Origin of the sequence: Pseudoalteromonas sp. Z1A6, from assembly GCF_011378745.1 — a bacterium.
Taxonomy (GTDB): Bacteria; Pseudomonadota; Gammaproteobacteria; order Enterobacterales; family Alteromonadaceae; genus Pseudoalteromonas; species Pseudoalteromonas arctica.
The window spans coordinates 1-20,055 of record NZ_WTKW01000032.1 but is presented as its reverse complement, the minus strand read 5'-3'; the positions used below and the strand labels follow the sequence as shown (position 1 = coordinate 20,055).

The window sequence follows — 20,055 nt, the reverse complement described above, 5'->3', positions numbered from 1 at the left end:
AATAAGTTTTAAATAAACTATTGAAAACACCTAGAAGGTTGATTTGATTTAGTTCGAATTAAAAGTTTTAGCAGAACTCGGCATGTTGTCCTTTGCGGATTGAAATTAGTTTAATCTAGGGGGCGGTTAAATCGCGGCGCGGGGTTTGTAACCTAGCTGGCTCGGTAACTACTCCTGCGTTACGCTACTGGCTTACTTCCATGTGAAAATAAGTAAAAACCGAGCAAAGCTTCCGCGTCCTGTTCACGCCCCTTACCACATCCATTTAGGCAACAAAGAGTTAATCGTCCCTAGAAAAAAACCTAGGGGAAGCGCATGTTTGGTAGCACGCTTTTACAGGCATTAAAAAAGACGAGCACTTTGCAATGATCGTCTTTTTTATAACAGTCAGCTAATTACTCTTGAAAGTAAGTACCCCAACCATCGTACTCAACTTCGCACTCAACGGCTAGTTGCGCTAGCTTATCAACGTCTTCCATAATAACGTCTACGTCTAGCTCAGCTTCAACTACAATGTCAAAGCTCCAAATTTTGTTACCGTCTTCAAGCTCAAGCTCTGCTGGTTCTTCAACATCGTAACCCAATTTAAAAGCAGCAAGTGCAGCTTGCTCTAACTTAGGAAAGTCTTCACACACAAAGTGGTGCTCTACTTCATAAAGTATTTCAGGGTCTGACCCATCTTCAAGTAGTGAACTTACGATGTCTTCACTTATTTCACGCCAGTTTTCCATTATTTTTCTCTCACTTGAGCATCTAATTCAGTTATTTTAGCAGCCATAATGCTATGCACGCTTTTAGCATGCTCACGCGCGCTAATTTCTTTATCAAGCGGTATAGGCGCTAACATTTCGATGTGAATTGTACCATTATCCCAACGATTTAGCTTAATGGTTTTATGTGTTGTATTCATACATACCGGAATTATGGGTACATCTGCGCTCATTGCGGTGTGAAATGCACCCGTTTTGAATGGTAGTAACCCTCTTCCATAGCTTCGTGTGCCTTCTGGAAACATCCATACAGATAAGCCATTATTTTTAATTTTTTCGGCTGCTTTTGAGATAGTTCCTGCCGCTTTGGAGCGATTCGATCTGTCTATTAATATATTACCCGACAACCAATAAAGCTGACCAAAAAATGGGATCCACTTTAAGCTCTTTTTACCCAAACTTACGCAGTTTTTTGGCACCATTGCTGGCACTGTAAATAAGTCGTAGCTATTTTGATGATTAGCAACATAAACTGCAGGACCTGGATCAACGGCATCTTTATGACGTGTTAGAACTAGCTTAACGCCAACCATTTTAGCCATTGAGCCAAACCAACCCGCTATAATATGTACATTATTAGGGTGAAATGGTCTTACAATCGAAAGTAATAAACCAAAAATACAACTGAATAATATAAACAGCAGCATAATAAAAACGCGTATAACAGCTAGCAAATGGGCTTCTCCAAAAATGAATTATAATTATTATAGCGTTATTTTGTGACACAAACGAGTCAATAGCGCACAAGTGTACGCTGAAATATTTAAGCTCTTTATTTTAAAACAAAAACGGCCTGCAAATGCAGACCGTTTTTATTTATACAAAAAAGTAATTGGCTACTCTTCGCTAATAACGTCTATTGGTTCATCATCTTGAGGTGTTAGCTCAACAACAGCTTCGTCAACACGCTGTAAGCCACGCGGTAGTTTATTACCCCTACGTCCTCGCTCACCATGATAATGCTCTAAATCACTTGGTTTAAGTGTTAGTTTACGCTTACCAGCATGAAGCGTAACACTGCTACCTAGTGGTACAACAGCAAGCACTTTTACAAACTCTTCACGGGCTTGTACTTTAGCACCTGGTATAGAGATGATTTTATTACCTTTACCCTTACCTAATTTTGGTAAGTCTCGCAGCGGGAATAAAAGCATTCGACCTTCGTTAGAAATAGCCATACAGTAATCGCTAGCAACATCGTTCACTCTAATAGGAGAAAGTAATATTCCACCTTTAGGGACACTTACGAGCGCTTTACCGTTTTTATTTTTACTAACCAAGTCTTTGAAGTCGGTAATAAAGCCGTAACCTGCATCTGACGCCATAAGCAATACTTGCTCGTCTTCACTCATTACCACGTGCTCAAAATTAGCGCCTGGTGTTAAGTTAAAACGACCTGTCATTGGCTCCCCTTGGCTACGCGCCGAAGGTAGACTGTGCGCATCAGTTGCAAACGCCCGCCCTGCTGAATCTAAAAATACCGCAGGTTGATTACTCTTACCACGAGCAGAGGCTCTAAAGCCGTCACCTGAGCGATAATTTAAGCCTTGTACATCTAAGTCATGACCTTTACCAACGCGTGCCCAGCCTTTGTCTGATAGCACAACAGTAACTGACTCTGACGGAATTAAATCTTTTTCGTTAAGTGCTTTCGCTTCTGAGCGCTCAATCACTGGTGAGCGACGATCGTCACCGTACATTTCAGCGGCTTCTTGAATTTCTTTTTTAAGCAGTGTCGACATACGACGTTCTGAGCCCAAAATTTGCGCTAATTTATCACGTTCTTTAGCCAGTTCGTCTTGCTCACCACGAATTTTAAACTCTTCAAGTTTTGCTAAATGACGAAGTTTTAATTCTAGAATTGCTTCTGCCTGCGTATCAGTTAAATCAAAGCGCTCCATTAATACAGGCTTTGGTTTATCTTCGCTGCGAATGATTTCAATCACTTCATCAATATTTAAAAAGGCGGCTAGCAAACCCTCTAAAATATGTAGACGTGCTAATACTTTATCTAAACGATACTGCAAACGACGACGCACTGTTTCGCGTCTAAATATTAGCCACTCACTTAAAATACAGCGTAAGTCTTTAACTTGCGGGCGGCCATCTAGGCCTAGCATGTTTAAGTTTACGCGGTAATTTTTTTCAAGATCGGTGGTTGCAAATAAATGCGCCATTAATGGCTCAGCTTTAATGCGGTTTGAGCGCGGAATAATTACAATGCGTGTTGGATTTTCGTGATCTGACTCGTCACGTAAATCGGCAATCATTGGTAATTTTTTAGCGTTCATTTGCGCTGCAATTTGCTCAAGTACTTTACCACCAGAACATTGATGCGGCAGCGCTGTAATAACAATATCGCCATGCTCTTCGGTATAAACCGCACGCATTTTGATAGACCCACGACCGGTTTTATATATTTTATGAATATCGGCTTTTGGAGTAATTATTTCAGCATCTGTTGGGTAATCTGGTGCATGTACAAGCTCAAGTAATTCTTCAAGCTCTGTTTTTGGTTTATCAAGTAATAAACAACATGCACTAGCCACTTCACGTACGTTATGTGGCGGAATATCGGTTGCCATACCTACGGCAATACCCGTTATACCGTTTAGTAAAATATGCGGTAAACGAGAAGGCAGTACAACAGGCTCATCCATTGTACCATCAAAGTTTGGTGTCCAATCTACGGTGCCTTGGCCAAGCTCTTTTAATAGTACTTCTGAAAACTTAGATAAACGCGCTTCGGTATAACGCATTGCTGCAAACGATTTAGGGTCATCTGCCGCACCCCAGTTTCCTTGTCCATCTACCAAAGGGTAGCGGTAAGAAAACGGCTGCGCCATTAATACCATCGCTTCGTAACATGCACTGTCGCCGTGTGGATGGTACTTACCAAGCACGTCACCCACTGTACGGGCTGATTTTTTGTACTTAGCGTTAGCCGACAAACCCAGCTCGCTCATCGCATAAATAATACGACGCTGTACTGGTTTTAAACCATCACCTACATGCGGTAAGGCGCGGTCCATGATCACGTACATGGAATAATTTAAATAGGCGTCTTCGGTAAAACGCCCCATTGTTTGTTGCTCAATTCCTTGCATTAGCAAGGTATCTGTATCACTCATTAAAGCTTACCTAGTTTTTCTTATAGCTTACACGGTAGATTACATTGGCGTAATCATCGCTTACTAACAGACTGCCGTCACCTAATTCTGCAAATGCAACAGGGCGTCCAAATGTTGTTTCGTCTTTCATAAAGCCAGTAATAAATGGCGTATATTTAGTTACGCGACCTACTTCAATTGTTGCTAGCCCTATTTTATAACCTGACTTTTTAGAACGGTTCCATGAGCCATGTTCAGCAACAAATAATTGTTGCTTATAGCTTGCTGGAAATTGCTTACCGTTATAAAAATGAATACCCAGTGGCGCTACATGCGCAGCAAGTGCAAGAGCTGGCGACGTGTAATCGGCAATATTTTTACCTTCACCAAACTCAGGGTCAATAATTGCACCGGCATGAACATACGGAAAACCAAAATGCTCACCTTCTTGCGTTGCACGGTTTAACTCATCAGGCGGAATATCATCGCCCATCATGTCGCGACCGTTATCACTAAACCATAAAGCTTGAGTAGCTGGATGAAAATCAAAACCGACGGTGTTTCTAACGCCCTTGGCTATTGTTTTTATTTGTTTTGTTTCTACATTAAGCGCAAAAATACGACCAAAACGTTCATCCTCAGCACAAATATTACACGGTACACCCACCGGAATGATTAGCTCGCCCGTTGGTGCAAAACGTAAAAATTTCCAACCATGATGACGCTCGCTCGGTAATGCGTCATAAACCACATCAAATTTTGGATCTTTTAATTGGGTATCAATATTTTTAAAGCGAATAATACGATGCACTTCACCTACGTATAAATCGCCATCTTTAATTGCTATGCCAGAGGGCATGTTTAGGCCTTTAGCCACAACAATTTTTTTATCTGCTACGCCATCGCTATTATGATCAATAAGCGCATATACGTTGCCCGCTTTGCGAGAGCCAACATACACAATACCTTTTTTTGAAACGGCTATTTGACGTGCATTTTCTACATCATTTGCAAATAAGCTTATTTCAAATCCCGGTGCGACTGTGAGCTTATCGAGTATATTTTTCGCCATTACAGGAGCGGTAGTCAGCCCAAGTAACAGCAAACTTCCTAGTAGTTTTTTCATTCGCCTCTCCTAGTGTTAAGCACAGGTAATTAAACGAGTGCCTTGTTACCATGATCTTCTAACCATTGACGACGATCAGGCGATCGTTTCTTAGCAAGCAGCATATCCATCATTTCCATGGTTTCTACTTCTTCATCAAGCGTAAGCTGCACTAAACGTCGTGTATTTGGATCCATCGTGGTTTCGCGCAGTTGTAACGGGTTCATTTCACCCAGACCTTTGAATCGTTGTACGTTTACTTTTCCGCGTTTTTTCTCGGCTTCTATGCGCGCCAAAATAGCGGTTTTTTCTTGCTCATCAAGTGCGTAATAAACTTCTTTACCAATATCGATTCTAAATAATGGCGGCATTGCTACATACACATGCCCTGTTTTTACTAACTCTGGGAAATGGCGAACAAACAGTGCACATAATAGTGTTGCGATGTGTAGTCCATCCGAGTCAGCATCGGCCAATATACAAATTTTATTGTAGCGTAATGCCGACATATCGGTTGATTCTGGATCAATACCCAGCGCCACTGAAATATCGTGTACTTCTTGTGATGCTAGTATTTGGCCTGACTCAACTTCCCAGGTATTCAAAATTTTACCACGTAGCGGCATGATAGCCTGAAATTCACGGTCTCTTGCTTGTTTAGCAGAGCCACCAGCAGAATCACCTTCCACTAAAAACAATTCGGTACGGTCGTTATCAGCAGCGCTACAATCGGTAAGTTTACCCGGTAAAGCAGGACCGGCAGTAACACGTTTACGCACTACTTTTTTAGCTGCACGCAAGCGAGTTTGTGCATTTGAAATACATAACTCAGCTAATAATTCTGCGGTATCAGTATGTTCATTCAACCATAAACTAAACGAGTCTTTTACAACCCCCGATACAAACGCAGAACACGAGCGTGATGATAGTTTTTCTTTTGTTTGACCGGCAAATTGAGGGTCTTGCATTTTAACCGATAACACGTAACTACAACGATCCCAAATGTCATCAGGCGTTAATTTCACACCACGAGGGAGTAAGTTTCTAAACTCACAAAATTCACGCATTGCTTCAAGCAAACCTTGGCGTAAACCATTTACATGCGTACCACCTTGCGCGGTAGGAATAAGGTTTACGTAGCTTTCAGCTATTGATTCACCACCTTCTGGTAGCCATACAACAGCCCAGTCAGCGCCTTCAATTGAACTTTTAAATTCGCCAACAAACGGGTCTTGCGGTAATGTTTCAAAACCTTTAATTGCTTCAACTAAATAGTCTTTTAAGCCTGTTTCATAAAACCATTCTTGGGTTTCTTTTGTTTGCTTATTAACAAACTTAATTCGCAGTCCTGGGCACAAAACGGCTTTGGCTTTTAATAAATGATTAAGCTTGGTAATTGAGTAGTTTGGTGAATCAAAGTAGCTAACATCAGCCCAAAAACGAACCGTAGTACCGGTGTTACGCTTACCGACTGTACCAATTACGTTTAAGTCTTCTACTTTATCGCCGCTTTCAAATGCCATTCTGTATTGTTGAGCATCACGTCGTACTGTTACTTCTACACGCGTAGATAACGCATTTACTACCGAAATACCTACTCCGTGCAAACCACCCGAAAATTGGTAGTTTTTATTAGAAAACTTACCACCGGCGTGTAATTTAGTGAAGATCAATTCAACCCCAGGGATACCTTCTTCTGGGTGAATATCAATAGGCATACCACGCCCGTCATCACTTACTTCAAGCGAATTGTCTTCGTGGAGTATTACGTCGATACGAGTAGCATGACCCGCCATAGCTTCATCGACACTGTTATCGATAACCTCTTGGCCTAAATGATTGGGACGTGTTGTATCTGTGTACATCCCTGGGCGTCGTTTTACCGGATCTAATCCATTAAGTACTTCAATGGCTTCGGCGTTATAATTTTGATCACTCATAGTTTTTGTCTTTATATCCGCTAAGGCTCTAATACGTTTTACTAGTTTTATTGTTATATGCGCTAAAGCGTTAATATAGTAACTAACCTCAGTTCAGGCTAACTAGTTTTACGTGATTTTAAGAAAATCTACAATACTTGCAAAGGTGCGTTCAAATTCAACGTAGCTATGATCGCCACCAAATTCTATCAATTGCTTGCATTGCGAATAATATTTTACTGCGTGTTGAAAGTTCAACACTTCATCGCCTGTTTGCTGTAATAAGTACAGTAACTCAGGGTATGCTAATTTATCTACAGCGAGTAATTTAAGTGCCTCAATATGACTGTTATTTAAATCGTAATGATAATCTTGATACGGATTATAATTAGATCCAAGTAACGACTGTAATAAATTATAGGGTGCGACCGCGGGATTAATAACCACTGCAGGAATTTGATAACGCTGCGATAAATACGTGGCAAAAAAACCACCTAACGAGCTACCTAATAAAACGGTATTTGGCGTTAGTAATTGTTCAAGCTCAATTATAGCTTGTAGGGGCTCGTGGTTTAAGTTCGGTACACAATAATCAACGTCATAGTTTGCCATAAGCTCACCAAAGCGCACAGCTTTATATGATTTTTGTGAACTATTAAAGCCATGAATATAAATTACGCGTTTAGCCATACTACTTCCGTTTTTACTTCTACTTTATCTTTTTTACTCTTTATATTTAGCGTTCTGTAAGCTGGTCCCGCATTTTTTTGCTCCCACTCTAAAGTGTGCTTTACAAACTGTATTGAGCTGGCCGGGGTCGCATATATGGGCAGCCCTCTAAAGCTTTGTTCGTAATCATTGTGCACATGCCCATGAAAAAGCGCAGATACATTATTACTATTAACTAAGATATTTAAAAGCTGTGGGCCATTTTCTAATAAGTGTTTATCAAGGTAGCCGTTTATTGGCAGCGGATTATGATGACAAAATATAACTTTACTATTATTCGAGTTGACTAAAGCGTCCGTTACTTCATCTAAATGCGTGCCAGTAACCCATCCTGCGGGCGTGGGCCCTTTAGAATTAATAAGAAGTAGCTCAATCCCATTAGCAATAATATGTTTAGCCGAATTTATTTGCCCACCACTTATGCGATTAAGCATTGCTAGTTCATCATGATTACCTGGCACCCAAAATACAGGACAAGTAATGTCACTGGCATTTATAAGTTCACTAAATAATAAGTACGATTCAAAACTATGATCTTGTGTTAAATCGCCACCAAAAATAATACAGTCTATTGATTGCTTAGCTATGTGTGCCAAGGCTTGTTCAAAATGATCTGCGGTATTTACATTAAAGTACTCACCGCATTTGTCTGCAAATAAATGACTGTCAGTAATATGAGCAATGCACAAAGATGATTTATCAAATGTATATGTATCATCAAACCAAGCCATTATTTACATCCCAATTCAACGTCGCTTGTCCGTGCTCTACACAGGCCACTAACCAGTCGTATAAAAAAGCATTAAGTTGATACTTTTCATCTTTTTGATGCATTTTAGGGTTAGGGTATCCATAAGATGGTTTTATGCGTTGATGGTAATCGTGATGAACAATTTCAGCCACTTTGGCATCGTGATACATGCGTACCGTTAAATACAGTGGCGTAATCCCTTTAACCATTCCTGTTAGCTGCTTAATTGAAATATCCATGGTGTATTTTGCGCTGCCATCAATTTTTGTAGCAAACTCACTGTTGCCAAGTTTAACTTCACGAATGCTTCCTATATTGCGCTCGCTCGGTAACAACTTTAATAGTCGCACATAGTTATGCTCACAAAGTGTTAAATACTTTGGGAGGCTCTGAATATATCGCTTTGTTGCTAATTGTGCTGTCAAAGTACCACCATAATATTAGTAAGAGTTTATGCCCATTTACTTGCCATTTTTTCACGATTAAGCGCAAGCCACTGCATACAAATAACCGTTGCCGCATTATCCATTTCACCGTTATTGAGGCGCATTAGCGCATCATCAACTGATAGAATGTGAGTTTTTATATCCTCCCCTTCAGTTTCAAGACCATATACACCTGATTTCACTTGGCTTAAGTCAGTACGCGCTAAATACAAATGCAAGCGCTCAGTTGTACCACCAGGGCTTGATAGGTATGAAAGCATAAATTCAAGTTCAGTTAATTCAAGCCCAGCTTCTTCATACGCTTCTTTTTTTACAACTGATTCGTAATCAGTGCTGCCGTCAGTCATTCCGGCTATGCACTCTAGTAGCCACGGCGAATGCTTGCTTTTAATAGCGCCAATACGTATTTGCTCAATTAAAAGAACAGTATCTGATATTGGATCGTAAGGGAGTACTGCAATTGCATCGCCACGTTCTAATATTTCTCGGCTAATTACTTTAGATTTTCCACCCTCAAAAAGAGCATGTTCAAATTGGTATAAATCAACCTGAAAAAAACCTTTATAAAGGTTTTTTATTGGCTTTAAATTCACATCTTTATGTGTAAATTGAACGAGTTTTTTATCAACCACGTAGCTACCTCCTACTTATCTAAAGCTTTAAAATGCGTTAATATATTCTGTTACACTTGAACATACTGTTTTACTAATTATTTTTTTTGTTATGCAGTAAAACAGGTTAACATGCTTTTAGTACAAAAATTGTCTAAGGACCGAACCCCACATGAAAAAGAACATTCTTGCGGCGCTAGTTAGTTTATCATGCGCATTAGGTGCAACAGCAGTGAAAGCTGAAGATTTACTACAAGTTTTTGAAATAGCGACAGCTAACGATCCTACTGTTTTAAAAGCAAAAGCCCAAGCCGATGCGCAGTCTTACCAAAGCGATTTGGCGATGAGTGCACTATTACCTCAAATTGGTTTAACTATGGGTTATACAAAAAGCGATGCAACGTCGTACCAAAGCGTTGGCGACTTATCTAACCAAGTAAAAGTTGAAAGTGATACAGACCAATTCACTCGCGGTGTAAGCTTAAGCCAAACATTATTTGATTTAGGTGCATGGAATACGTTAGATATTGCCGACAAGCAAGCGCTTCAAGCGAGCGGCCTATACGATGCAGCTAAACAAAACTTAATTGTACGCGTTGCTGAAGGTTATTTTAACGTATTAAGTGCAAGCGATAACCTTGAATTTGTTGAAGCTGAAAAACGTGCAATTGAACGTCAACTTGAGCAAACAAAACAACGTTATGCGGTAGGCTTAACAGCAATTACTGACGTACACGAAGCGCAAGCTCAGTTTGATAACTCTGTAGCTCAAGAAATTATTGCAGGTAATGCTGTAGAAACAGCACGTGAGCAACTTCGTGAGATTACAGGTAAATATCACGAAAAATTAGACTTTTTAAATACAGATACTTTCTCAACAACTAAACCAACTAAGCGCTCAAGCGACTTTGTTAAAGTAGCTGAAGATAAAAATATAAACCTACAAGTGTCTAAAGTAACGGTTGATATTGCAAAAGATCAAATTGAATTAGCAAAAGCGGGTCATTACCCAAAGCTAACCCTAAGTGCTAGTTACGGCGATTCTCTTACAGACAATCAAATAAATGGCGCTAACTTTGATGATCAGCCACGTTCAGACTCAAGCTCTGTAGGGCTTAACTTTAGCGTACCTTTATATTCAGGTGGTGCAACAGTTGCTGCAACAAATCAGGCCCGTGCGTTTTACGTAGGTGCGAGCCAAGACTATGAAACAAATTACCGCGCAGTAACTCGCACAGTGATTACATCTTATAATCAAGTTGTTTCAGACATTGCTACTTACAAAGCGCTAGAGCAAGCGGTTGTTTCAGCTCAAAGTGCCCTTAAAGCAACTGAAGCTGGTTTTGAAGTAGGTACTCGTACCATTGTTGACGTACTAGTAAGTACGCAAAATTTGTACGATGCAAAGCGTAACCTTGCTGATGTACGTTACCGTTATGTGTTATCTACCCTTCGCCTAAAACAAGCTGCGGGTACATTAACAAGTGCAGATTTAGTTGCTATAAACCAAGGTTTAAAAGCCGCTTAATTTTCATTACTCGTGCAGTATGAACACATTGGAAGCCAGCTAAATGCTGGCTTTTTGTATTTTACAGCGCTTAGCGTTAAACTATCGTTTTTATTCTCAGAGATATTTTTGTGGTCACCTCATCTCCTTTTAAAGCAACTTTTTTGGGCCCTCGATACTGGTTAACGTGGATTGGCGTTCTATTTTTATATTTAATTTCTTGGTTACCGCAAAAACTACAATTGGCAATGGGTAAACAGCTTGGTCGCTTAGTTCATAAATTTATGAAGCGCCGTCGCCATATTGCAGAAGTAAATATTAAGCTGTGTTTTCCTGATATGAGCGAAGCAGATCAAAAAGACCTTGTGCTCAAAAATATGGAAAACACCGGTATTGCAATGGTTGAGACTGGCATGGCCTGGTGGTGGCCGCAGTGGCGAGCACAAAAAGCATTAGGGTCTTTTAAAGGGCTTGAGCACTTTGAACGCGTACAAGCGTCTGGTAAAGGTGTTTTATTGCTTGTACCTCATATTCTGCATCTTGAAATGGCTAGCCGTATTATGGGCTTAGAGTGTCAGGGTGTTGGCTTTTATCGCCCTCATAACAACCCACTAATGGAATACTTTACGACTAATGGGCGCCTTCGCTCTAACGAATATTTAATCGGTCGAAAAGATGTAAAAGGTTTACTAAAAGCATTAAAAAATAAAAAGGTATGTTATTACTTACCCGATCAAGATTACGGTCGTAACCGCTGTGAATTTGTCCCATTTTACGCAGTACCTGACGCTGCAACTACAACGGGTACTCTTATGTTTGCAGGCAGTAAAAACTGCGAAACAATGAGTTTAATAACTCGCCGTGATGAAAATGGTAAATATCACTTAGAAATACTGCCAGAGCTTGAAAACTTCCCCAGTGGTGATAATAAGGCTGATGTAACACGTGTAAATCAACGCATGGAACAATCTGTTAATGCCGCACCCGAACAATATATGTGGCTACACCGTCGTTTTAAAACTCGACCTGATAAAAATGCCCCTTCTTTTTATAAAAAGTAATGGTATAACAATAATAGGAACAAATAAGGTGGGTAATAATCATGTGGTTTTGGATTAGGCATTTATCATTTGCAGCTGTACTAATAGCACTCGCCGTATACTTTTTGTTGAGTGATGGTTCTTTATTTGATATTAAAAAATCTAAAAATGCAGCTGCCGAAGGATTATCACGTTTTTACTCCTCTATTCGTAACCAAGTAAAAAGTAATAAAGAACGAGATCAATTTGTTTTAAAACTTAAAACACCAGAACAAACCTTGGATAGAGTATTAGCGGAACGTGCGCGAACAGTTGATCCAATGCCGACCACTTGGACTGGAGAAGTTGAACCTAGGCGCTTTGAAAATGGCACAACACTTAAAGACGTACTCTATCAATATGCTAAAAATGAAGGTATTGAGCTTTACTGGTATTTAAGTAAAGACTACGTAGTTAAAGATCATTTTAGAGTAGACAGCAACTTTACTTCAGCACTTTATCAAATTGGTCGTGCTATAAATGACGACTTTGAGCATGAGGTTTACACTTACTTTTGCCACAAACAAAGAGCAGCGGTTATTACAGAGTTACCATCAGAATTTGTGCGAACAAACTGTTTAAAGCTAAAGGTTTAAGGGTTTAAGGGTTTACACGTACAAAAAACCCAAGCAAGCGCTTGGGTTTTACAATTCAATTCAATTCAATTCAATTCAATTCAATTCAATTCAAAAATACTATTCCAAATATTCGTTACGTTAGTAATATCTTGTAAAAAAGCTTCTCGCGAGATCAATTTGCCTTTTTGATCCAAGCTCAGCACGTGATAACACGAGCGATAATCAATATACGCTTTGATCAACTGCTGTTTTTGCTCTTTAGTAATACAGCCTATATTTGCTGCATCCGTTAATATTCTTACGTTATCTGAATAAACGGTAAGCTGCTCAAACTCATTCGCGTGTTTAAGTACTAAATATTGCGTAATAAACTCAATATCAGCCATACCGCCAATATCTTGTTTTAAATCAAATTGTTCAGTATTTCCTTTCGCTAGATGGTCGCGCATTTTTTCGCGCATTTTTATTACATCGGCTTTTAACACGGTATCATCGCGCTGTTGGCAAAGAATACTTTTACGAATTTGTGAAAAACGCTCTATAAGATCGTCTTGGCCCAAAATTAACCGAGCCCGCACAAGTGCTTGATGTTCCCACGTCCATGCTTGAGTTTGCTGATAGTGATTAAAGCTCTCTAAATTGATAGCAAGTAAACCTGATGCACCTTCAGGGCGTAATCGCGTATCAAGCTCATACAAAATACCCGATGCAGTACGAGTATTAAATAAATGCATTAAGCGCTGAGCGAGTTTTAAATAAAACTGGCGAGAATCTATCGGTTTTTCACCATTGGTTTGGCTTGAGCCATCATGATTATGCACAAACACCAAATCTAAATCTGAGTCGTACCCTACTTCTAAGCCGCCTGTTTTACCATATGCAATAACAGCAAAACCTTTGTTTTCATCATCAGTGCCAGGGGGCATACCAAAACGCTTAACGGTGTTATGCCATGCAATATTAACAGCTTGATCAACAATCGCTTCGGCCAGTACGGTTAAGTGATCGCTTACTTTCATCACATCAAGAACACCGGTTGCATCGGCAGCAGCAATTCGTAATTGATGCGTTTGCTTAAATTGCCTAAGCGACTCCATTTGCAGTTCTAAATCGTCATGCTCTATTCGTAAAAAATACTGTCTTATTTCATCTTTATAAGCGGTTAATGGTGTCGGTTTATAAAGAACAGCCGGGTCTATTAGCTCATCTAGCAATATGGGGTAGCGAGAAATATGCTCGCCTATCCATTTGCTATGACAACACAGTAAAACAAGTTGCTTTAATGCACCTTGGTTTTCGTACAGCAATTCTAAATAAGCAGTACGTGAAATTATCTTATTAAAAATTTGGCAAACCATCGTAAAAGCAGCTGCGCTGGCATTAAAGTCATTTAACTGGCTCAATAAAACAGGCATTAATTTATCAAGGGTTTCACGCCCTCGGTTACCTATGTTGACCTTAGACAGCCTTAATTTAAAATCGTTAAGGGGTGTTTGCCATTCATCTCTAGCCTCTTTTAGAAAGCTCACATCACCATGATCCCAAGCACTAATAAATGCACCTTCACAGGTATCTAGTGGCGCGGTTTCTTCACCAATAACGAGTGCAAACTCGCCGTTAACTTGCTTCATTACCTTTTCAATAGTGATTAAAGTGGCAGAAAAATCAGCTTGTTCTAATAATAAATTTAAGCGCTGCTGGTTCAATTCATCATCGGGGAGTGTTTGCGTTTGCTGATCGTCAAATATTTGTAAGTACTGTTCAACTTTTCGCAAATAAAGGTAATTGCGTTTAAGCTCGCTCGCTTCTTGCTCATCTATAACTTGGTTAAGTGCCAGCTCATTTAATGCTTTAAGTAATGATTGAGTTTGTAAATTAGCCTCTCGCCCACCTCGTACCATTTGCAGGGCTTGCACTATAAATTCAACTTCACGAATACCACCAGCGCCTAGTTTTATATTATTAGTTAAGCGTTTACGGCGAACCTCTTGTGCAATCATTAACTTCATTTTACGCAAAGATTCAATCACCGAAAAATCAATATACCGGCGATAAACAAACGGCTTTAAAAGCTTAATAAATTCATCCCAATATTTGTTAGGCGTGCCAATTAAGCGCCCTTTTAACATCGCGTAGCGTTCCCAGTCGCGACCTTGTTCTTGGTAGTAATCTTCAATGGCATTAAAGCTCATAACCAAAGGGCCACTTTCGCCAAACGGGCGTAGGCGCATATCAACCCTAAATACCTGCCCGTCACCGGTGGCTTGGTTAAGTGATGCAATGAGCTTTTGTGCAACTTTGGTATAAAATACTTGAGCCTCAAGGCTTCTGCGGCCACCTTGGGTTTTTGTACTGCGCGGATATGCAAAAATGAGATCAATATCAGAGGAGTAATTTAGCTCTTGTCCGCCAAGTTTTCCCATACCCAACACCATTAACGGCATTGCTTGGTTTTGCTCATCAAGCGGCTCACCATTTACTTTTGCCACCTGTGCATGCGCCCATTGGTTAGCACTATTTATTAGCATGTCAGCCAGTTGGCTTATGTAATTAATACTATCGGCAATGGGATTGTTACAGCATAAATCTAAAAAGGCGACTTTGAGCCAGTACTTTTCACGATATTGGCGAAGTACTTTATGGCACTGTACTTCATCAATGTCAGCTAAGTTAAGGTTTTTAAAAGGAGAATCTATTACTCTATTTTGTATTTCGTCTTTGCATAATAGCCAAGTATTTAAATCAGGTTGTGATTCTAAACTGCGCCAAGCAAAGTCGCTTAATGCTAATAACCTTACAACTTCACTTTGTTTACTTTGCTGCAGGTATAACTGTTCAAAGCGCATCAAGCCAAGTTTTTGTAATTGAATAGGAAGTTGCTTTACGTTACTCATCAATCCTCTCTTTTATATCATCAATAACCGTACTAGAATGATTAAAACCTAGAAAGGTTAACTTAATTAGGATCACCATGTCATATTTGTCTTTATCTAACACTAGTTTTATTGCGATTGCCATTAGTTTTGCGGTTATTTGCATAACTATTTTTTGTTTACGAGTTGTCACTCAAATCAAAGCAAAACAAGCGCTTAAAGATGAGCTAGCACAACACGACAACTTTGCCATGGGTATTAGTTTTGCATCTGAAATATCAGTTGTTATAGCCACTATGGCTTTCTTATTTGACGAAATAAGCATAAGTACCGCACAGTCAAACCCGTTAAAAGTGTTAATTATTATTATTCTTTTATTCACTTTTATAAAAGTGGGTCATTTAATTCACAGAAAATGGATACTTCACAGGTTTAACGAAGAAGCTGCCATACTAAAACAAAATGTATGTGCTGCATTGGTAGATTCAGGCATGTTAATCGCTAACTGTATTATCGCACTTGGCTTGTACACGTGGACGCACACCCAAGGATTCAGCAACTTACTTATTGCTTGTGTTAGCTTTTTTACGCTTCAGGGAATGTTTGCACTGGATAGTAAAATACGAGAACACCGTTTTGCAAAAGCAAATCAAGGAGCTTCGCTACAAAGTAACTTTAACCTAGAGAATACATCTATTGGTATAAGGTATGCTGGCAAATCAATCGGTTTAGCATTGGCTGTGTATGCTGGTTTATCTAGCGCAGCATTTCAAAACGGTAAAATGGTAGAAAACATATTTACACTCGTTATGCATTGCGGTGTAATGTGGATACTGCTTTACAGCTTAACGTATGTGATAAAAGTTATCTCTTTACCAAATATTGATACGGCTCTTGAAATAGACCATCAAGATAATATTGGGGTAGCATGTATAGAGTTTGCTGTTTTTTGTGCTATAGGCTATTTACTTATTAGCATGTTTTCTCTTTAGACCTTTTTACTAAAATACAGCCATTAAAAGTCTGCATTTAAGTAATAATGGTAATTACTTAAATGCAACAAGGTCCTAGCTCTATGCCACTTGAAATAACGAATTACTTGTTAATTGACATAGACAACGAATTTAGCCGAGCATTTGCCGAATACTATGTAAATAATAATGGTAAAACAAAAGCGAGTACGCTTATTGCCGCAGGCAGTAATACCCGCCAGTTAGTAAAAATGATGTTTGACGAACTTATTAAAGACTATAGTTATTGCGACCTTGAAAACGAAATAAGCGTTTCTGAATTAATTAACTATCTAAAAGAGCATCACGATTTACACGGAGTCCTTTTTAATAGTACCGATTACTTACTAGCAAGCGATAAACAACGCTTTATTTATAACTCGTTACATGAAAAGCGCTTTTTAATAAGCTTTGATGATACAGGCTATACACTAAGCCTAGTTACTGACGAGACGTTAACAGAACCTTCGCAAAATCACCACGATATAGCGCACACACCACAAGATTTAATAGACCTTGCAGAGCAACTTAATAAAAATAAATAATTGCGCACAGCTCCCAGCTTACTTACCATAGCAGTATATATTTTTACGCTAAGTAATAAGTGACGCCCTATGCGAGTTCCTCATATTTATCAAACATCGAGTATTGCCCTAAACACCCCTGTAACTTTAGATGACGATGCTGCAGGGCATATTGGCAGAGTGCTGCGCATGAAAGTAGGCGAGCATGTATCTATTTTTAATGGCGAAGGCGGCGAATACCTTAGTGAAATAATTGAGGTAACAAAAAAAACAGTCGTCGTAATGCCATTAGAGCTTAATCCTCATGATGTAGAATCCCCGCTTAAAATTCATTTAGGCCAGTGTGTATCCCGTGGTGATAAAATGGATTTTACAATTCAAAAGTCAGTTGAACTGGGCATTACCGAAATCACCCCTATTTTTAGTCAGCGCTGTGGCGTGAAACTAATGGGCGATCGTCTTGAGAAAAAACACCAACAATGGCAAAAAATTGCAATAGCAGCGGCAGAGCAATCTGGGCGTAATTTTGTGCCAATTATTCATCCTCCTGTAGATTTAAAACAATGGCTTGCACAACAAACCAATGCAATTAAGCTCACTCTTCATCCTCGTGCTGAGCACAGCATTAAAACCATTACGGTACCTAAAGATGGCGTACGCTTTTTAGTCGGCCCAGAAGGTGGCTTTACCGACGATGAAATGGCACTAACTAAACAACTAGAATTTGTGGATATTCGCTTAGGCCCGCGCGTTTTACGAACGGAAACAGCCGCTTTAACGGTCTTAAGTGCATTACAACTTCAATTTGGCGATTTAGCTAATTGAAATAACTAAAAGCACCCTCATATAAACAGTAACATTTATAGTAAGGCACAGCGCATGGCAATTAAGTTAGGTATTATTTCAGATCCTATTAGTGGATTTAACATCAAAAAAGACACCGGTTTTGCAATGATGATGCAAGCGCAAGAACGCGGCTACGAAATTTATTATATGGAGATGGATGATTTATCTCTTCGTAAAGGTAAGTCGTACGCTACAGCGTCTAAAGCGCAAGTGTTTAATAATGCAGAAAAATGGTACGAGCTTGAAGAAAAAGCCACTATAGCCCTTGCCGACCTTGATGTTATTTTAATGCGAAAAGATCCTCCTTTTGATACCGAATACATTTACGCGACGTATATTTTAGAGCGTGCAGAACAAGAAGGTACGTTAATAATTAACAAGCCACAAAGCCTTCGCGATGCTAACGAAAAGCTATTTACAGCATGGTTTAGCGAACATACGCCAGACACACTTGTTACACGTAGCCAAAAACAAATTCGTGAGTTTTTAGCGCAGCATAAAGACATTATTTTAAAACCCCTTGATGGCATGGGTGGCGCATCTATTTTCCGCCTTAGAGAAGACGATGCCAACATTGGTGTAATTTGTGAAACGCTAACCGAGCACGGCAGCCGCTTTGCTATGGTGCAAAATTACATCCCAGAGATCAAACAAGGCGACAAGCGCGTATTGGTTATTGATGGTGAGGTTATTCCGTATTGTTTAGCGCGAATTCCACAAAATGGTGAAACACGCGGTAATTTAGCTGTTGGCGGTCGAGGCGAAGCGCGTCCACTTAGCGAGTCAGATTTAAAAATAGCGCAAGCGGTTGCACCAACGCTTAAAGAAAAAGGCTTAATATTTGTAGGTTTAGATATTATTGGCGATAAATTAACTGAAATTAACGTAACTGCACCAACGTGCGTACGCGAAATTGAAGCTGCTTATGATATTTCTATTACAGGTATTTTGTTTGATGCCATTGAAAGAAAGCTAGCTAGATAAATAAGTATCTACCTATCGTTATTAAAAGCACTTTTGTGTCATAAATTTTAATATAGTTATTAACTATTAATTTTTAAACTGTATGAAAGTGCTTTTTTAGTTTTAAAAACAAAGGTATGTGCCATACTCAAAGTTCATTAACTAAAAAGGGTGAAATCTATGCAGTCATTAGAAAATCATTTTTTAATCGCGATGCCGTCGATGCAAGACCCTTTTTTTAAACGTGCTGTTACCTATATTTGTGAGCACAATGAAGATGGGGCTATGGGCTTGGTAATAAACCAACCTATTGATGTTACTGTTGGCGAACTTTTAGATAAAATAGAAATTGATAACGACAAAACTCAAAACGCAGCAAAAGTAAGTGTGTTTGCAGGCGGACCCGTTAAAACTGACCGTGGTTTTGTTTTGCACTCTCCTCAATCAGGTTATTCAGCAAGCCAAAAACTCAGTAGCGATATTATGATCACTACCTCAAAAGATGTTTTAGCAAGCTTAACTACCGCACAAGCACCTGAACAATTTATTATTACATTGGGTTATTCAGGATGGGAGCAAGGACAACTCGAACAAGAGTTACTTGATAACAGTTGGTTGATCATAGAAGCCGATCCGAAGATCATTTTTGACACCCCCGTTGAAAAACGATGGGAAAAAGCAGTTTCAATGTTGGGCTTTGATATTAGCCAACTCAGCCCTGAAGCTGGTCACGCATAATAGTAATTTAACCCTTAGCAAACTTAAACAAGATACACATGACAAAAAAATCGCTTAAGCCGCAAGGCGAACGCACTGTAATGGGCTTTGACTTTGGCACCAAAAGTATTGGTATTGCTATTGGGCAAGAGCTAACAGGCAGCGCGTCTAGCCTTAAAGCTGTAAAAGCACAAGATGGCATTCCTAACTGGGACAATATTGCTGTACAAGTAACCGAATGGCAGCCTGACTTAATGGTTGTTGGCTTACCACTAAATATGGATGGAACGTCACAAGAGGTTACCTTTAAAGCAAAAAAGTTTGCCAACAGATTACATAATCATTATGGCATTCCAGTGCAAACACAAGACGAGCGTTTAACGACTGCGGATGCTAAAGCGCGACTTTTTGAAAGTGGTGGCTATAAAAACTTAGGCAAAGGTAACGTAGATAATATGTCTGCGGTTATTATTTTAGAAAGTTTTTTTGAGTCTAGTTACGGTGAATAAACAGATTA

The 20,055-nt window shown here is 39.5% G+C and carries 19 protein-coding genes; 9 read left to right on the top strand and 10 right to left on the bottom strand.

Translation table 11 applies throughout. The annotated features are described in order from the left end of the window. Nucleotides 1-395: 395 nt before the first annotated feature. The 9 genes from rraB to GQR46_RS03675 form a co-directional block, all read right to left on the bottom strand. Nucleotides 396-731, bottom strand: a complete 336-nt coding sequence (gene rraB / locus GQR46_RS03715; RefSeq protein ID WP_007585369.1) for a ribonuclease E inhibitor RraB — start codon at nt 729-731, stop codon at nt 396-398. After that, nucleotides 731-1,444, bottom strand: coding sequence for a 1-acylglycerol-3-phosphate O-acyltransferase (locus tag GQR46_RS03710; RefSeq protein WP_024590693.1), 714 nt, complete (start codon nt 1,442-1,444; stop codon nt 731-733). The genes rraB and GQR46_RS03710 overlap by 1 nt, the downstream gene beginning before the upstream one ends. Nucleotides 1,445-1,606: 162 nt before the next feature. Further along, nucleotides 1,607-3,901 carry a DNA topoisomerase IV subunit A gene (gene parC / locus GQR46_RS03705; RefSeq protein WP_010553285.1) on the bottom strand — a complete coding sequence of 765 codons (2,295 nt, stop codon included), beginning with the start codon at nt 3,899-3,901 and terminating at the stop codon, nt 1,607-1,609. A 10-nt stretch (nt 3,902-3,911) separates the two neighbouring features. Beyond that, nucleotides 3,912-5,006 (bottom strand): PQQ-dependent sugar dehydrogenase, encoded by a 1,095-nt coding sequence (locus GQR46_RS03700; RefSeq protein ID WP_165727199.1) that lies wholly within the window; start codon nt 5,004-5,006, stop codon nt 3,912-3,914. 29 nt (nt 5,007-5,035) lie between these two features. Next, nucleotides 5,036-6,925: a DNA topoisomerase IV subunit B gene (parE, locus tag GQR46_RS03695; RefSeq protein WP_024590690.1), complete on the bottom strand. Its 1,890-nt coding sequence runs from the start codon at nt 6,923-6,925 to the stop codon at nt 5,036-5,038. Between the two features lie 108 nt (nt 6,926-7,033). Beyond that, the gene (locus GQR46_RS03690) at nt 7,034-7,594 is read right to left on the bottom strand and encodes a YqiA/YcfP family alpha/beta fold hydrolase (protein WP_165739985.1); all 561 of its coding nucleotides are present in this window, start codon (nt 7,592-7,594) and stop codon (nt 7,034-7,036) included. After that, the gene (locus tag GQR46_RS03685) at nt 7,579-8,364 is read right to left on the bottom strand and encodes a metallophosphoesterase (protein WP_165727198.1); all 786 of its coding nucleotides are present in this window, start codon (nt 8,362-8,364) and stop codon (nt 7,579-7,581) included. The genes GQR46_RS03690 and GQR46_RS03685 overlap by 16 nt, the downstream gene beginning before the upstream one ends. Beyond that, a complete protein-coding gene (locus GQR46_RS03680; protein ID WP_007585381.1) occupies nt 8,351-8,809 on the bottom strand; it encodes a DUF1249 domain-containing protein in 459 nt (152 codons plus the stop codon). The genes GQR46_RS03685 and GQR46_RS03680 overlap by 14 nt, the downstream gene beginning before the upstream one ends. Nucleotides 8,810-8,835: 26 nt before the next feature. Further along, nucleotides 8,836-9,462, bottom strand: coding sequence for an NUDIX domain-containing protein (locus GQR46_RS03675; RefSeq protein ID WP_165739983.1), 627 nt, complete (start codon nt 9,460-9,462; stop codon nt 8,836-8,838). A gap of 151 nt (nt 9,463-9,613) precedes the next feature. On the opposite strand from GQR46_RS03675, the gene tolC reads away from it, so the two are divergent. From tolC to GQR46_RS03660, 3 genes are all read left to right on the top strand, one after another. Continuing rightward, a complete protein-coding gene (gene tolC / locus GQR46_RS03670) occupies nt 9,614-10,969 on the top strand; it encodes an outer membrane channel protein TolC (protein WP_165739981.1) in 1,356 nt (451 codons plus the stop codon). Between the two features lie 110 nt (nt 10,970-11,079). Further along, the gene (gene lpxL, locus GQR46_RS03665) at nt 11,080-12,009 is read left to right on the top strand and encodes an LpxL/LpxP family Kdo(2)-lipid IV(A) lauroyl/palmitoleoyl acyltransferase (RefSeq protein WP_165727196.1); all 930 of its coding nucleotides are present in this window, start codon (nt 11,080-11,082) and stop codon (nt 12,007-12,009) included. A 41-nt stretch (nt 12,010-12,050) separates the two neighbouring features. Continuing rightward, on the top strand, nt 12,051-12,623 hold the full coding sequence (locus tag GQR46_RS03660) for a toxin co-regulated pilus biosynthesis Q family protein (protein ID WP_101163672.1): 573 nt from the start codon (nt 12,051-12,053) through the stop codon (nt 12,621-12,623). Between the two features lie 80 nt (nt 12,624-12,703). Here GQR46_RS03660 and glnE read toward each other — a convergent pair whose 3' ends face one another. Continuing rightward, on the bottom strand, nt 12,704-15,499 hold the full coding sequence (gene glnE, locus GQR46_RS03655; RefSeq protein WP_165739980.1) for a bifunctional [glutamate--ammonia ligase]-adenylyl-L-tyrosine phosphorylase/[glutamate--ammonia-ligase] adenylyltransferase: 2,796 nt from the start codon (nt 15,497-15,499) through the stop codon (nt 12,704-12,706). 77 nt (nt 15,500-15,576) lie between these two features. On the opposite strand from glnE, the gene GQR46_RS03650 reads away from it, so the two are divergent. From GQR46_RS03650 to ruvX, 6 genes are all read left to right on the top strand, one after another. Then, nucleotides 15,577-16,470 (top strand): hypothetical protein, encoded by an 894-nt coding sequence (locus tag GQR46_RS03650; protein ID WP_007585393.1) that lies wholly within the window; start codon nt 15,577-15,579, stop codon nt 16,468-16,470. Between the two features lie 62 nt (nt 16,471-16,532). After that, nucleotides 16,533-17,033 (top strand): hypothetical protein, encoded by a 501-nt coding sequence (locus GQR46_RS03645; protein ID WP_165739977.1) that lies wholly within the window; start codon nt 16,533-16,535, stop codon nt 17,031-17,033. Nucleotides 17,034-17,102: 69 nt separating this feature from the next. Next, nucleotides 17,103-17,837, top strand: a complete 735-nt coding sequence (rsmE, locus tag GQR46_RS03640; protein ID WP_007585397.1) for a 16S rRNA (uracil(1498)-N(3))-methyltransferase — start codon at nt 17,103-17,105, stop codon at nt 17,835-17,837. 54 nt (nt 17,838-17,891) lie between these two features. After that, nucleotides 17,892-18,842, top strand: coding sequence for a glutathione synthase (gene gshB / locus GQR46_RS03635; protein WP_165739975.1), 951 nt, complete (start codon nt 17,892-17,894; stop codon nt 18,840-18,842). A 159-nt stretch (nt 18,843-19,001) separates the two neighbouring features. Beyond that, nucleotides 19,002-19,559 (top strand): YqgE/AlgH family protein, encoded by a 558-nt coding sequence (locus GQR46_RS03630; protein ID WP_007585401.1) that lies wholly within the window; start codon nt 19,002-19,004, stop codon nt 19,557-19,559. Nucleotides 19,560-19,597: 38 nt separating this feature from the next. After that, entirely contained in the window at nt 19,598-20,047 is a 450-nt protein-coding gene (gene ruvX / locus GQR46_RS03625) for a Holliday junction resolvase RuvX (protein WP_165739973.1), read from the top strand. Nucleotides 20,048-20,055 lie beyond the last annotated feature (8 nt).